The following is a 13731-nucleotide window of genomic DNA, read 5'->3' as shown; positions in this document are numbered from 1 at the left end:
CTTTCGTGAGCGAACCGCCGCACAACGCGGTTATTCGTCGTGCACCTCGGCAACCTTTTCTCGAGAAAGTCGATAGACCGCCGTGGTGTAGACGAGTGTAAACGGGATGACGAAGAGGCCCACGCCCCAGAGCATGAAGGCTGGGCTGACGGGTGGCGATGCCGCCTGTTCGACGGCGCGCGCGAACGGAATCATGAATGGCCAAAACAAACAGGCCAGTGTGGCAAACGCAGCCATGACGATGAGAACCGAAGAACGAAAGGGAGCCAAGTCGTTCTGGTGCTTGGCGTCTTTCAGCAAGCCATACGCGGAGATGGCTCCGATCAGCGGGACGATCAGTAGATATGAACGGTTCATCAGATCGAGAGGCATGGCGAGAGCGGCCACGATTGCGCATCCGAGAAAGGCGAGCACTCCAACAGTCAGCTCAGGCAGCAAACGATACGCGCGCTTCCCGGGCCCTCGCGCTTGCACGGGAGCCGGCTTTCGCCAAGAAGGCTTGACGCCCGTCTTCTCGTGAGGTTCGACCAAATATTCGGACGCAATTCGCACTAACGTTCTCCTTCCTCCCCCCTCGCGGAGGGCCTCCTTGGGACGGGGGATCCTTGGAGGCCCTCCCGGCGTAGCGCGGGACTGCACGCTTCGCCGTAACGGCGGGAGTGTTGTTCGGACTATTTACGCGTGTGGTCCTCCAGGATCCTCAGATCCGTGACCGAGTAGGCGAGCGAATAGCGGAAACCGGATACGATGCGGCTTGGCGCGAGCGCGTGAAGCTCTTCGCCTTGCCCGTCCGGAATATTCAATTCGGCTTCCCCGACCCATGCGTCGGCGACAGTGAGGTTGTCGGTGATCGACATCGCCAGTTCGTTGACCGCCGGCTTGTCCTGATATCCGGCGGCAAGCCTCGGGAAGTATCGCAACAGGACCGTCGGGCGGCTGAGAAGGGACAAGCCGTTTCCGACAGGCTTCCGCAGGGTGATACAGGCTTCCGCCAGACGCTGGCCGTGCGCGGAAAGGCTCGCGCCGAATCGCCCACCGGGCACAATCGGTGCAGCGGCAGGGCTTGCCGCGGCAAATGTGCGCGTTTGAAAAATGCTACCCATTTTCTTGGGAAAGCCTTGGGTCCACCCTCGCGCCAGTGCGGCATCGTTGTCGACATAGATGTAAGGACACCACATCACGGCTGTGTCGCGATACATCGCGTCGAGCAGCACAAGCGCCTCGCGATATTGATAACGGGCCGGATCGAGAAATTCGTCGTCCTGCGCGGTGAACTGCCAATCCAGGAACATCATCACGGCATGGCCGTTCGACTTCGGATCGGGAGAGAGACCGCTCGGCAACGTCGCGGCCGTTGCCTCGGGATCGGTCCAGAACTCAACTCCGACAACGTCACTGGAGTAGTGCCAGGGCGGCGGTGGGGTTAGTGCCGCCTGACCGAATGGCGACTTCGGAACGGTAAAGCCCTTCAGCATTTCAACTCCAGCGTACTTCCCTCGTTTCGTCAGCAACTCTATCGAAGCCAGCCGCAATTGATTTCATCGGCTTGCGTCGGCTTGTCTATTCTTGCGGTCAGAAAAACTACTTTCCGTGCATTCTCTGTTTTTGGCCGGCAAAACGATCGCTAGACGGTCAGATCGGCCAACATCTCGCAATCGGAGATCGAACAGGAAAATGAGAACCGGAAGCCGCGACCGACCTTGATCGGCCCAAGCATGTCGAGTTCTTCGCCGTGAGCCTCGGGGAAGCTCAGCTCGGCTTCACCGACCCACAGGTTCGAGATCAGGAAATTGTCCATGATGCACCGGACGAGTTCATCTACGGCCGGTTTGTCCTGCATGCCCGCGCAAAGCCGCGGAAAATATCGACGCGAGACAATCGGACGATCAAGCAGGCCAACGAGATGATCGGCCCGCTCGCGCAATATCAGGCGAGCTTCTGCCAGCCGCTGTCCACGGGCAGATACACAACCGGCAAATCTGCTCTTGGTCGCGAGCGGTGCCGAAGCCGCGCTGGCGGCGGCAAAGGTGCGGGTCTGGTGCACGACGCCGCACTTCTTCGGGTAACCCGCGATCCAGCCTCTCATGATCGCCGCATCGTTGTCGGCGTAGGCGTACGGGCACCAGGCTATTCGAGACCCCTGCCACGTTGCATCGAGCAGAACGAAGAACTCGCGGGACTGAAATCGTGCTGGATCCAGATACTCATCGCAGTTCGCAGTGAACTGGCAATCGGCGAAGAGCGCGACAGAGCGCCCCCAGCACAGCGCATCAAGCTTAACGCCTCGGGGAAGTATGTCAGCGGACACATCCGGGTCGTTCCAGAACTCTACGGCCAGAACGTCACCTGCGTAATGCCATGGCGGCGGCGGTGTTAGCGCCGCTGTCCCCAGAGGTGACCGCGGCACCGCAAAGCCCTTGAGCATTTGAAGATCCTCCCCCGACAGCGTGGTCGAAACGCCGTGCGCCCTGCCCCGGAAGAGCTTAGGCGCAGCAGAGTCCCCGTCGCTTGTGAAACCATGCGTTAATTTGAAGATTCCTGCCCACACGATGTCGTTGCTCGTGGGAAGTAACTCAATTGCCGCACGAACGTGCAAGTCGGAGCGTGCAAGTACAAGCGGTCCCCCCGCGCGCCCGCTAGGTTGGATGCACAGCGGAGGCGGACTTCGAAGACAGCACCGCTCGACGGAGGCCGATGTCAGCGCGACAATCTCGAATGATGGGCCGGCCAACCGGTCTCCAGGTCGCCCTGATGCTCGCTGGGGTGGCGGTCATTTTTGCGATCGATACGTTCGCTCCGCTCGATATCGAAATCGCGGTGCTGTACGCCGTCGTGGTGATTGCATCGGCAGATTTCCTGGGCCGGCGCGGCATCCTGCTTGTCTGCGCCGTTTGCGTCCTGCAGACCCTTCTGAGCTACGGAATCGTTCACAGCGAATCGTTTGAAAGCGGGCCGGTGCTCCGCGCCTTGATCGGCCTCTGCGCGATTGGCATTGCGACCCTCGCCGCGCTCAGGAACCGGGCGGCGGCGGAAAGCCTGAGCGATCAGGCGGCGCTTCTCGATCTGACCCACGATGCGATCTTCGTGCGCGATAGAAACGATGTCATCACCTATTGGAATGCCGGGGCTGAGGAACTCTACGGCTGGCCACGAAAGGAGGCGCTGGGGCAGAAAGCCAGCGATCTACTGAAGACAAAGTATCCGCCGTCGGCCGGCCCCATGAAGCAGCTCGACGACTCCAGCCGTTGGCAAGGAGAACTCATTCACACGCGACGCGATGGCCTTGAAGTATGGGTCGTAAGCCGTTGGGCAGTGCAACGCGGCGAGCGCGGGCGTCCAATCGCCACGATGGAGATTAACAGCGGCATCACAGAGCAGAAGCAAGCGGAGGACGCACTGCATCACGCGCGTAGCCAGCTCGAGCACGTCACGCGCATCAGTACGCTGGGCGAGCTGACCGCGTCGATTGCTCACGAGGTCAACCAGCCGCTCGCGGCGATTGTGACAAATGGCGAAGCTAGTTTGCGATGGCTGCTACGAGACGAACCCAACATCGAAGAAGTTCGTCGGGCGGTCGAGCGGATGATCGCCAACGGTCGGCGCGCGAGCGACGTCATCACCCGTCTTCGTGCCCTGGCGCGGAAGGGCAATCCATCCCACACGGTGCTCACCTTGAACGATATCGTTGCTGACGTCATTCCGCTCGTCGAGCGCGAGATGCTTAACAATGATGTAGCACTCAGGCTTGATCTTCAGGCGCCCGCGCCGCTCGTCCTCGGCGACCGCGTGCAGCTTGCGCAGGTCGTCATCAATCTCGTCGTCAATGCTATACACGCGATGTCGCAGATCGGCGGTCGGAGACGACTGTTGTCGATCAGTTCCAAAGCGTCATTGGAGGATTCAAACTCCCAAATGGCCGTCCTGGAGATCGAGGACACGGGGACCGGAATTGATCCGAAGATAGCCAGCGATATCTTTACCGCCTTCCATACGACAAAGGCTGACGGAATGGGCATGGGACTATCGATCAGCCGCACCATCGTGGAGAGCCACGGCGGATCGATCTCTGCAACGCCCGGCGACCGTTGGGGAGCCTTGTTCACAATCCGTCTTCCTGTCCAGCAGCAAGTTGACGCGACGGTGCCGAACTCTCATGCTAGGGGCTCGACCAGCGGTAGTCCCGCGGCGACATTCCGACATGCTGACGAAAGCGTCGGGCAAAATGGCTTTGATCTGCAAAGCCCGCGGTGAGCGCAATTTCCGACAGAGGCATGTCGGTGCCCGAAAGCAACTGCTTGGTCCTCTCCACGCGCTGCCGTATCAGGTAGTCGTGAGGCGTGATACCCGTGGACTGCTTGAAGGACCGCACGAAGTAGCAGACCGACAGTTTTGCCAGTCCTGCCAGCAGCTCTACGCTGATCCGCTGGTCGATATTGTCCTCGATGTATTCGCGAATCCGCCGCAGCACCCTTGGAGGCAGTCCGCCTCGGGCAAAGCCCGCCGTCACCATCGCGCCGGACGGAAGCAGGTGCGGTACCGGTAAATCCGCCTCCGGTTGGAGACTGACCGGCCGAAAAGCCTCTTCGGTACCTTCGCTTTCCAGCTCGTTCATGATCCTCAACATCAGCAGCTCCTGGTTCGCTATGCCGCACTTACCCGGCGGTGACCACGCAACGCTAGGTCACATGCCTCATTGTGGGACCAAGGATGGCCGCCACCTCTCGTTACGCCAATCGTCGATGTGTCTCATCACCCTCACACCTTGGTGTGAGCGGCGGTCAGGCCTCCTCGCCAGCGGCTGACTGCTGTGGGAAAATGAGATGCCATCACCGATCATACCTTCGTGTGATGACATTGGCGGCTTTTGTCATGTTAGGGAGGAGCACGCTCACCACCGGTGGAATGCTGCATGCCCAACACGCCAGACGAATCTCCCGTTGTGCACATCGTCGATGACGATGCGGATCTGGGTGATGGGCTCAGTAGCGTGCTCCGCTCGGTGGGGTTGAACGCGAAAGTCTACCGTTCAACCCAGGATTTTCTCAGGGCTGACGATCTGGATGCTCCGGGATGCATCGTTCTCGACATCCGACTGCCTGGGACCAACGGCCTGGACTTTCAGGAGGAACTGGTCAGGCTCGGAGTACCCTTGCCGGTGATCTTGATGACGGGACACGGCGACATTCCGATGTCCGTGCGCGCCATGAAGGCCGGTGCGGTCGACTTTCTGCCAAAGCCGTTCCGCGACCAGGACATGATCGACGCGGTGACCGCCGCGATCAACCGCGACCGACTGCAACGCGCCAGTGAGCAGCAAGCGGTCGCCATCGTCGACCGTTACGCTACGCTGTCCCCACGCGAGCGCGAGGTGATGGCGCTGGTGACCGCGGGCAAGATGAACAAGCAGATCGCGGGTGAGCTTGGCTTGAGTGAGGTAACGGTCAAAATTCATCGCGGCGCTGGGATGCGAAAGATGGGAGCCCGTTCGCTGGCCGATCTGGTTCGCATGGCGGATACATTGAAGAACCGGACATGTTGAAAGCTATCATCCATGTGGATTCGTCACCCCAATGGAAAATTTCGGCGGCCGGCCCGCAAGGAGATCTGCGGATGGCTGTCAGGCACCTGATTTCGATCGTCGATGACGACGCTGCCATGCGCGAGGCTCTGGTCGGACTTGTTCGCTCGCTGGGCTACGACGTGCGCGACTTTGCATCGGCCGAGGATTTTCTCGCATCAAGCGACCTTGGAGATTTTTCCTGCGCCATCACCGACATCCAGATGCCCGGGATGAACGGCTTCGAGCTGAAACGTGCGCTCAGCACTGGCCATGGCTCACTGCCGGTGATCATGATCACCGCCCGCGCCGACCCCGGCACCGAGGAGAAAGCAATGTCCAGCGGGGCAACCTGCTTTCTCCGCAAGCCATTTGAAGCGGAAGCGTTGGTGAACTGCCTGCATCGAGCCCTCAGCAACTAGACCGTTTTGGAGTGTGGTTGAAGGTCAGGCAAATCGCGAACGATTGAAGCAGTTTTGAACAAGCCCTGACGTCATCCTTCACCATATATCCGTGGCAATGCTGACAACGCTTCGGAGATATGATGATGAAGAATTTCTTACTCTGTATGATCGCCGTGGTCTCGCTTGTTGCCGTGACCTCCGTCGCCCAAGCTCGCTCGAACTACGATGGTTCCTGGGACCTTCAATTCGTGACGCAGAGAGGCGCCTGCGATCCAATCTATAACTTCTCCGTCAATATAACCGACGGAATTGTCACCCATCCAAATCTGGTGAGGTTCAAAGGCTATGTGGCACGCACGGGCGCCGTTCGGGCTTCAGTGACCGTTCATGACAAGTACGCGTCCGGCTCAGGCCGGCTCTCGAGCAATACCGGCGGCGGCAAATGGAGCGGCTATTCGGGAAGTTCGCGTTGTTCAGGGTACTGGACCGCTCAGCGGAACTAGCCTTCCCTTGGATGGTCCACGACCTGACCAGCCCCGGCTGATCGCTCAACTCACGTCGACATAGCGTCAAACAACTCAATCGGAGCTTCACGGTGAGCAAAGTTCTCGTTCTCTACTACTCCTCGTATGGCCATATCGAGCAGATGGCCCAGGCAATCGCCGAAGGCGCGCGCAGCGCAGGCGCGCAGGTCGACATCAAGCGCGTTCCCGAAACAGTCCCTGAAGCAATCACCAAGAGCGCTCACTTCAAACTGGACCAGAAAGCGCCCGTCGCAGCGGTGGCGGAACTCGTCAACTACGACGCAATCATCGTCGGGACCGGCACGCGATTCGGACGCATTTCATCGCAAATGGCTGCCTTCCTCGATCAGGCAGGTGGACTGTGGGCGCGCGGCGCTCTCAATGGTAAGGTCGGTGCGGCTTTTGCGTCAACCGGGACTCAACACGGCGGCCAGGAAACGACTCTGTTCTCGGTCATCACTAACTTGCTGCACTTCGGCATGACCATCGTCGGGCTTCCATACAGCCACCAGGGCCAGATGACCTTGAGCGAAATCGTCGGCGGTGCCCCGTATGGAGCGACAACCATCGCTGGCGGCGATGGATCGCGCCAACCCACCGAGATCGAATTGGCCGGCGCGCGTCACCAGGGGGAACTGGTCGCCAAGACGGCGAACAAGCTTTTCGGGTGAGAGAGGCAATACGTCGTGCGCCGTCACCAATTTGGCGGCGGCACCGGCTCGAGCCTCGCGTGACCGCCACGCGAGGATGTCCCGGTCCTCACACCGAACCTACGACGTCTCAACCAGTCTTTGGCATGAGAGATTGAAGACCCGCCTTCTCCCATCGATCAACCGATGACTGTGTCACTTGCACTGGCAACGAGTAGGTGGCGAACGAAATAGCGACATCTCTCTTCAACGGGCAGCGGACTCGCGCCATTCCAAATGAAGCAACCAAGAAGACAATTGGACGAGGAATATCAGTTGGCTGGGACGCCTGCCGGCGAACATCGACACTGCGTCGTGAGGTTGCGCCCGTAAGCCGTCCAAGAAACAGGCGGCCCGGCCGCGAGTTCAGCCCTGGGGCACTTAGTTGACCTCGATAATTTCCCGAATGTCCGCTTTGCCAAAAGCGGACATCCGACTGGGGCTAACAAAGCTTCGCATTTTTTCCTTATCAGTAGCCCGCGGACTCCATTTCCTGCCTTTCCTTATCAGTTGGCAAATCGTTCTCTATCAATCGAATATCGGCCCTTCCCTAAATCTGTGCGAAATTTGCGGTTTCCCCGGCCCGATATCCCGCACGCGATGTGACACGCTCAAGATACGGAGCGGCGCTGTCGCAGATGCCAACGCCGTAGTCGATCGCCCATGTTAGGCAGGTCGCTAGCAATATGTCGGCCGTGGTGAATTGACTTCCCATGAGATATTCGCGGCCGTCGGATAGGGCAACATCGACATGACGGAGTTGCTCGCGAAAATACTCTCCCGCCTTCGTCACCACCTGCGGAGCTTCGCCATAGATATGCGCCAGCCCTTTGTTGGTGCCATGCCGCCTCATGACATAGAGACTGGTTGAATCCAGTTCGGTCACAATGAAGAAGCACCATTCCAACCACTTCGCATAAAGCTTCGGGCAATCTGGAACGAGACCGCCATCGGCTCTCCGGTGCTTGTTGGCGAGATATGCGACAATGGCTGCACTTTCCCCGATGGTCAGGTCGCCGTCCTGCAAAAGTGGAATCTTCTGGCGTGGATTCAGTGCTGTATATTCTACCGTCTTGGTCTCGCCTGATCGCGGAAGAATGGGCCGCGACGTGTACGGAAGACCGAGTTCATGAAGCGCCCAATGCGCGCGGATGGTCCGTGTGGTTCCAACCCCCCAAAGGATAAGGTTATCTGTCATTACCATGTCTCCGATGATGGGCGCAGATCTAGTTCATGAGTCCAGCCATCTCGAGGCTGCCCGTGAATGAACCAATAGATTTCTGCAATCGACGAGGTCTTCGTCATGCTGTCCGGCGGCAACGTCGATGCGTCGATGCCCTTGTCCACCATGAAGCGGCGATGAATCTCGGGGCTGTCGATCGGCCCATCCATGATCAGATGAGCGACGTGAATGTTCTTCGGGCCAAGTTCTCTCGCCATCGCCTGCGCGACGGCCCGCAGGCCGAATTTCGCCGCAGCGAAGGCAGCAAAGTTCTTGCCCCCGCGCATGCTGGCCGTGGCACCGGTGAACAGAATTGTGCCGCGACCGCGGTCGGCCATGTAACGCGTTGCTTCGCGGCCAACAAGAAACCCGGCATAACAGGCAAGCTGCCAGGCTCGGAAAAAAAGCTTCTCGGTTGTCTCCAATAGCGGCTTACCGACATTGGCTCCCGCGTTGAACAAGCAAACCTCGATAGGACCAACATCCTTCTCGACTTGCGCAAAAAGTTCCTGAACGCTTTTTTCATCCCTCGCGTCGGTACTGAAGGCCCGCACATAGCAACCAGCCGCGTTAAGCTCGTCCACCAGTGCTTGGGACTTTGTAGCCTCACGCCTTGCGATGCAGACCTTGTATCCGCCTTCAGCGAAGCGCCGCGCGACGGCAGCGCCGATGGCATCTCCTGCACCGACCAGCAGCGCAACTCCGTTTGACTTCGACATTCTCTTCTCCGGGACTAGTATCTAATTCGACGCTGCGCGCACGGCCTTATCAGCGATCATCCCTTCAATAGCGCTGTCGCTGTAGCCGAGGTCGCGCAGCACGGCGCGGGAGTGCTCGCCCACCCGCGGCGCTGGACCGCCAATCGCGACCTTGTTGACCTCGAAGATCGCCGCAGGCTTCGGCTGCCGCACCCGGCCCACCGTCGGCTGCTCGAACTCCTCGATCAGTCCGCGCGCCACCACCTGCTCGTTGGCGATGATCTCGCCGCGACGAAGGATGGGCGAACACGGCACATCGGCCGCGTCGAGCCGCTCCAACCATTCTGCGGTGGTACGCAGCGAGATATAGTCCTGCATCTTGTTGATGCGTGCAGTGGCGTTGACGAAGCGTGCGCCCGGTGTCGCGAAGCGTTCGTCCCTCGCAAGCTCTGGATCGCCCGACGCTTTGCAAAACCCCTGCCATTCGGAATCCGAAATCGTGCCGCAGGTGATGTAGCCATCCCGGGTCTTGAAGACGAGGTCCGGCCGATCGTTGGGGTCCATGGTGGTGGCTTCGGCGCCGACCACCGTGTATTGCATCATGCCTTCCGGCCACAGATACGAGATCATGGTGTCGAGCATCGCCACCTGGATGTAATCGCCCTGCCCGGTCTTCTCGCGGGCATAGAGCGCCGACGACACCGCCTGTGCGGTGAACACCGCCGTGGTCTTGTCGCACACGATGGTGCGGATCATTTGCGGGCGGTTGGTTACCGGCTGCGACTGGATATCGGCAAATCCCGAAAGAGCCTGAATAATCGGATCGTAAACGCGCTTTCTCACATAGGGACCGCTGTCGCCGACGCCACTGATCGAGACATAGATCAGGCGCGGATGACGCACACGCAGTTCGTCAGGCCCGAGCCCAAGCCGCTCTGTAGTGCCAGGGCGGAAATTCTGCACGAGCACGTCGCTCTGCGCGACTAGCTTGGCCATCACCTCGCGCCCTGCCTCGCTCTTCACATCGATGGAGAGCGATCGCTTGCCACGATTCGACGAGATGAACAGCGCCGAGAACTCACCGGCCTTGTCGATGATGGCGCGGCTGCGGCGGGTGATGTCGCCGCCGATCGGTTCGATCTTGAGCACGTCCGCACCCTGATCAGCCAGAAACATCGTTGCATACGGGCCCGACACAACACCGGTCAGATCCAGAACGCGCACTCCACTCAGGGGACCGGGCATTTTTCTCACCTTCTGTTTTTGACACTTCATTTTCCGTCTCCGCATCCTTGCGCGTCAAACGCTCAAGTATGCTCGCCGGATATCGTCGTTCGCGATCAGTGATTGCGTGTCGCCGGCGAACTGAACCCGCCCCTGACTGAGGACGTAGACGTAGTCAGCTAACTGCGTTGCGAGATGGTAGTTCTGCTCGACGACCAGAATGGGAGTTCCGGACGCCTTGACGTCTTTCAGCACGGCTTCCAGCCTTTCGATGACCACCGGTGCAAGACCCTCGCTGGGTTCGTCGAGAATCATTAGGTCCGGCCCGGCAACCAGCGCCCGCCCGATGGCCAGCATCTGCTGCTCGCCGCCCGACAGTTGCCCGCCGAGACTTCGACGCCGTTCCGCAAGACGGGGAAATATCTCGAACACATGCTCAATTGGCTTGCGCCGGGGGCGGCGCTTCGACGCACCATAGGCAATCGCGAGATGCTCCTCGACGGTCACGGTCGGAAAGATGCCGCGGTCCTCTGGCACGAAGGCAATGCCCGATTTCACGATCCGGTGCGTCGGCATCCGCGTGATGTCGGTCCCGTTGAAGATGACGCGGCCGCGCCGTGCCGGCGTCAGTCCCAGTATCGAGCGCAGTGTCGTCGTTTTGCCTGCTCCGTTTCGCCCGAGAACCGCGACGCATTGCGCGGGAGCGACAGAGAGATCGACGCCCTGCAGGATGTGGCTTTCGCCGTAATAGCTGTGAATGTGCTCGACCTTAAGCATGGTGCTGCCCCAGATACGCTTCGATCACTTCTGGATTGGACTGAATCTGGTCCTTGGTTCCTGTCGCCAGCACCTTGCCGTAATTCAGCACCGTTATGATGTCGCAGATCGAAAACACGACATCCATGTCGTGTTCGACGAGAAGGATGGTCAGATCGGATGAAAGGCCGTTGATCAGCCTGATTAGATTTGCGCGCTCATCCGGCGACGTTCCTGCTGCCGGTTCGTCCATCAGCAGAATTTTCGGCTCTGCGCATAGAGCGATGGCCACTTCGAGCTGGCGCTTCTGTCCGTAGGACAATTCATTCACATTCCGATGCAAGACCGTATCGAGGTTCATCTGCTCGGCCGCGATGCGCGCTTTGCGAACGACACCGGAAAACGACCGGCACGACCGGAACAGGGAACGCCGCGACACATGAAATGCCTGACACGCAATGCGTAGGTTCTCCAGAACCGTGACGCTTTCGAGCAGCATGTTCTTCTGGAACGATCGCGAGAGGCCGCCCCGGGTGACCAGGTCCGGACGACCCTGCTGCACCGGAACGCCTTGAATAAGGATTTCGCCACTGGTCGGGGGCTGCCATCCCGTGATGATGTTGAACAGTGTTGTCTTGCCGGCGCCGTTCGGTCCGATCACCGCATGGCGCTGGCCTGACGGCACCTTCAGGTCAAGATCGCTAATGACCTGGAGTCCGCCGAAGGCTTTGCGGAGATTTCGGATTTCGAGCGCGCTCATCGCCGCTTTCCAATCACCGCGCTGGCGGCGCCAAGGATACCGCCGCGGAAGAAGGCAACCACCAGCATAAAAAAGATGCCGAAAAACAGGTGGTACTCATCGGTGATCAGGCTCAACGCCTGTTTGACGACGACGAATACGGCCGCGCCGACGAACGGCCCAAGGATGACGTTGGCCCCGCCGATGATCACCATCAGCACACCCTCGCCGCTCATCTGCCAACTCATCGCATCGGGATTGACGAAGTAGGCGTACTGCGACTGCAGTATCCCGGCGACAGCACAAACGACGGCAGCCAGCGCGAACGATCCGATCTTGTAGTTCGCCACCGCGTAGCCCATCGACATCATGCGGCGCTCGTTTTCACGAATGCCGACGAGAATGCTGCCGAACGGCGAAGTAACGATCCGCCACAGCACCAGCAATGCGAGAACCGCAACGGCGAGGACGTAGTAGTAAAAGATGACAGGATTATCCGCGCTCACGCCAAGCCAGGACAGATCTGGGCGCGGAATTCCCGACATGCCGTCGGAGCCGTTGGTCCAGCGCAGCTTGATCGCGGCACCATAAAACATCTGTGAGAACGCCAGTGTGATCAGCAGAAACTCGACGCCGCGCGTCCGCGTGCATACGGCGCCGATCGCTGCCGCTATCATCGCAACAACCACCAACGTGACCGGCGCAGAAATCCAAAGCGGCCATCCCAGCAACGCCGTGCATATAGCGATGCCGTATCCACCCAAACCCAGAAACATCGCCTGACCCAGCGACACAAGGCCGGTATAACCCGTCAAAAGATTGATGCCGGACGCGAATACGCCCGCGATCATGACTTCAACTGCCAATGTGACGGCGTAGCCGGAAGCGAAGGACGGCAGTGCGCATATGCCGATAGCGAGAAGCGCGAACAAAACTGCGTATGCGCGGCGCGGAACCACAAGCGGCAAAAGCCCTGGCACGTCCAGCCCCTTAGTCTTTGTGCAAGTTACCTCTGTGCTCATGCGACCCTGCCTACCGCACCGAAAAGGCCCTGCGGACGAAAGATCATCACAACAATCAGTAACGTATAGATCGCAAAGAGTTCTGCTTCCGGAAGAAACGCCTGGGCAAACGTGTCCGTCATACCGACAATGAGCGACGCGTAGAACGATCCCCTCAGATTTCCGAGGCCGCCGACCACCACGACGACAAAGGTCGTGACGACAATTCCGATACCCATATTGGAGTAGATGCTCATGACCGGCGCGGAGATCACCCCTGCGAAACCAGCCAAGGCTGAGCCAAATCCGAACACCAGGGCAAACAGAACATTGATATTGATACCGAGCGCCGTGACCATCTCACGATTATCGACGCCTGCGCGCAGCGTGGCGCCGACCAGTGTGCGATCGATCACCAGCACAAGCGCGACAGCGATCGAGACGCCGACTGCGATAATGAACAAGCGATAGAGCGGATACTCTATTCCTAACAGGGCAACGCGACCTTTAAGAAAATCGGGCGTTGCTATGCTGTGGAATGCCGATCCGTAGATGTATTCGACCGCGCCTGCTGTTGCGAACAACAGGCCGAAGGTCAGCAAGGCAAGATCGAGATGGGTGGAACGGCCGCGTTGAGCCAGCGGCTGCAAGACGAAGAACTGCAACGCAAACCCAGCCACGAACGGCAGCAAGGGGCCTATGAGCAATGCGAGCCAGAATGAACCCGTTTTATTGGCTACTACCAATCCGAAGTAAGCGCCCATCGTAAAGAAGGCGCCGTGGGCAAGGTTGAGAATATTCATCAGCCCGAAGATCAGCGTTAGGCCGACCGCGAGCAGGAACACCAGCATGCTCAGTTGCACGCCATTGAGAATCTGAACCAGGAAAAGCTGCATGTTTCACGCAAGATCAAGAGA

Annotated in this window: 16 protein-coding genes; 5 read left to right on the top strand and 11 right to left on the bottom strand. The window is 59.2% G+C overall.

The window, feature by feature from the left end:
* Positions 1 to 30: 30 nt before the first annotated feature.
* From JQ611_RS19510 to JQ611_RS19500, 3 genes are all read right to left on the bottom strand, one after another.
* On the bottom strand, positions 31 to 414 hold the full coding sequence (locus JQ611_RS19510; protein ID WP_312012031.1) for a cytochrome d ubiquinol oxidase subunit II: 384 nt from the start codon (positions 412 to 414) through the stop codon (positions 31 to 33).
* 257 nt (positions 415 to 671) lie between these two features.
* Positions 672 to 1475: an acetoacetate decarboxylase family protein gene (locus JQ611_RS19505; RefSeq protein ID WP_212466309.1), complete on the bottom strand. Its 804-nt coding sequence runs from the start codon at positions 1473 to 1475 to the stop codon at positions 672 to 674.
* A gap of 149 nt (positions 1476 to 1624) precedes the next feature.
* Positions 1625 to 2425 carry an acetoacetate decarboxylase family protein gene (locus JQ611_RS19500; protein ID WP_212466308.1) on the bottom strand — a complete coding sequence of 267 codons (801 nt, stop codon included), beginning with the start codon at positions 2423 to 2425 and terminating at the stop codon, positions 1625 to 1627.
* Positions 2426 to 2715: 290 nt separating this feature from the next.
* Here JQ611_RS19500 and JQ611_RS19495 point away from each other — a divergent pair, with 290 nt between their 5' ends.
* Positions 2716 to 4251 carry a sensor histidine kinase gene (locus JQ611_RS19495; RefSeq protein ID WP_212466307.1) on the top strand — a complete coding sequence of 512 codons (1536 nt, stop codon included), beginning with the start codon at positions 2716 to 2718 and terminating at the stop codon, positions 4249 to 4251.
* Here JQ611_RS19495 and JQ611_RS19490 read toward each other — a convergent pair.
* On the bottom strand, positions 4157 to 4624 hold the full coding sequence (locus JQ611_RS19490) for a helix-turn-helix domain-containing protein (protein ID WP_212466306.1): 468 nt from the start codon (positions 4622 to 4624) through the stop codon (positions 4157 to 4159). The genes JQ611_RS19495 and JQ611_RS19490 overlap by 95 nt on opposite strands.
* Positions 4625 to 4909: 285 nt before the next feature.
* Between JQ611_RS19490 and JQ611_RS19485 the strand changes: the two genes are divergently transcribed.
* The 4 genes from JQ611_RS19485 (at position 4910) to wrbA (ending at position 7156) form a co-directional block, all read left to right on the top strand.
* Positions 4910 to 5539, top strand: a complete 630-nt coding sequence (locus tag JQ611_RS19485; RefSeq protein WP_212466335.1) for a response regulator transcription factor — start codon at positions 4910 to 4912, stop codon at positions 5537 to 5539.
* Positions 5533 to 5979 (top strand): response regulator transcription factor, encoded by a 447-nt coding sequence (locus JQ611_RS19480; RefSeq protein WP_249133295.1) that lies wholly within the window; start codon positions 5533 to 5535, stop codon positions 5977 to 5979. The genes JQ611_RS19485 and JQ611_RS19480 overlap by 7 nt, the downstream gene beginning before the upstream one ends.
* A gap of 122 nt (positions 5980 to 6101) precedes the next feature.
* Positions 6102 to 6464, top strand: a complete 363-nt coding sequence (locus JQ611_RS19475; RefSeq protein ID WP_249133294.1) for a hypothetical protein — start codon at positions 6102 to 6104, stop codon at positions 6462 to 6464.
* A gap of 92 nt (positions 6465 to 6556) precedes the next feature.
* On the top strand, positions 6557 to 7156 hold the full coding sequence (wrbA, locus tag JQ611_RS19470; RefSeq protein ID WP_212466304.1) for an NAD(P)H:quinone oxidoreductase: 600 nt from the start codon (positions 6557 to 6559) through the stop codon (positions 7154 to 7156).
* Positions 7157 to 7724: 568 nt separating this feature from the next.
* Here wrbA and JQ611_RS19465 read toward each other — a convergent pair.
* The 7 genes from JQ611_RS19465 to JQ611_RS19435 are packed head-to-tail and all read right to left on the bottom strand — an operon-like array spanning position 7725 to position 13710.
* Positions 7725 to 8372 (bottom strand): glutathione S-transferase family protein, encoded by a 648-nt coding sequence (locus tag JQ611_RS19465; RefSeq protein ID WP_212466303.1) that lies wholly within the window; start codon positions 8370 to 8372, stop codon positions 7725 to 7727.
* Positions 8372 to 9115, bottom strand: coding sequence for an SDR family NAD(P)-dependent oxidoreductase (locus JQ611_RS19460; protein WP_212466302.1), 744 nt, complete (start codon positions 9113 to 9115; stop codon positions 8372 to 8374). Before JQ611_RS19460 ends, JQ611_RS19465 begins: the two co-directional genes overlap by 1 nt.
* Before the next feature lie 21 nt (positions 9116 to 9136).
* Positions 9137 to 10339 (bottom strand): CaiB/BaiF CoA-transferase family protein, encoded by a 1203-nt coding sequence (locus tag JQ611_RS19455; RefSeq protein WP_212466301.1) that lies wholly within the window; start codon positions 10337 to 10339, stop codon positions 9137 to 9139.
* Between the two features lie 54 nt (positions 10340 to 10393).
* Positions 10394 to 11095 carry an ABC transporter ATP-binding protein gene (locus JQ611_RS19450; protein ID WP_212466300.1) on the bottom strand — a complete coding sequence of 234 codons (702 nt, stop codon included), beginning with the start codon at positions 11093 to 11095 and terminating at the stop codon, positions 10394 to 10396.
* Complete coding sequence (locus JQ611_RS19445) at positions 11088 to 11834, bottom strand: ABC transporter ATP-binding protein (protein WP_212466299.1); 747 nt, start codon at positions 11832 to 11834, stop codon at positions 11088 to 11090. Before JQ611_RS19445 ends, JQ611_RS19450 begins: the two co-directional genes overlap by 8 nt.
* Entirely contained in the window at positions 11831 to 12835 is a 1005-nt protein-coding gene (locus JQ611_RS19440) for a branched-chain amino acid ABC transporter permease (RefSeq protein WP_212466298.1), read from the bottom strand. Before JQ611_RS19440 ends, JQ611_RS19445 begins: the two co-directional genes overlap by 4 nt.
* Positions 12832 to 13710: a branched-chain amino acid ABC transporter permease gene (locus JQ611_RS19435; RefSeq protein ID WP_212466297.1), complete on the bottom strand. Its 879-nt coding sequence runs from the start codon at positions 13708 to 13710 to the stop codon at positions 12832 to 12834. Before JQ611_RS19435 ends, JQ611_RS19440 begins: the two co-directional genes overlap by 4 nt.
* Positions 13711 to 13731 lie beyond the last annotated feature (21 nt).

Source organism: Bradyrhizobium sp. AUGA SZCCT0182, from assembly GCF_018130185.1.
GTDB lineage: Bacteria > Pseudomonadota > Alphaproteobacteria > Rhizobiales > Xanthobacteraceae > Bradyrhizobium.
The sequence above is the reverse complement of the archived record's forward strand: the minus strand, read 5'-3'. Positions and strand labels throughout refer to the sequence as shown.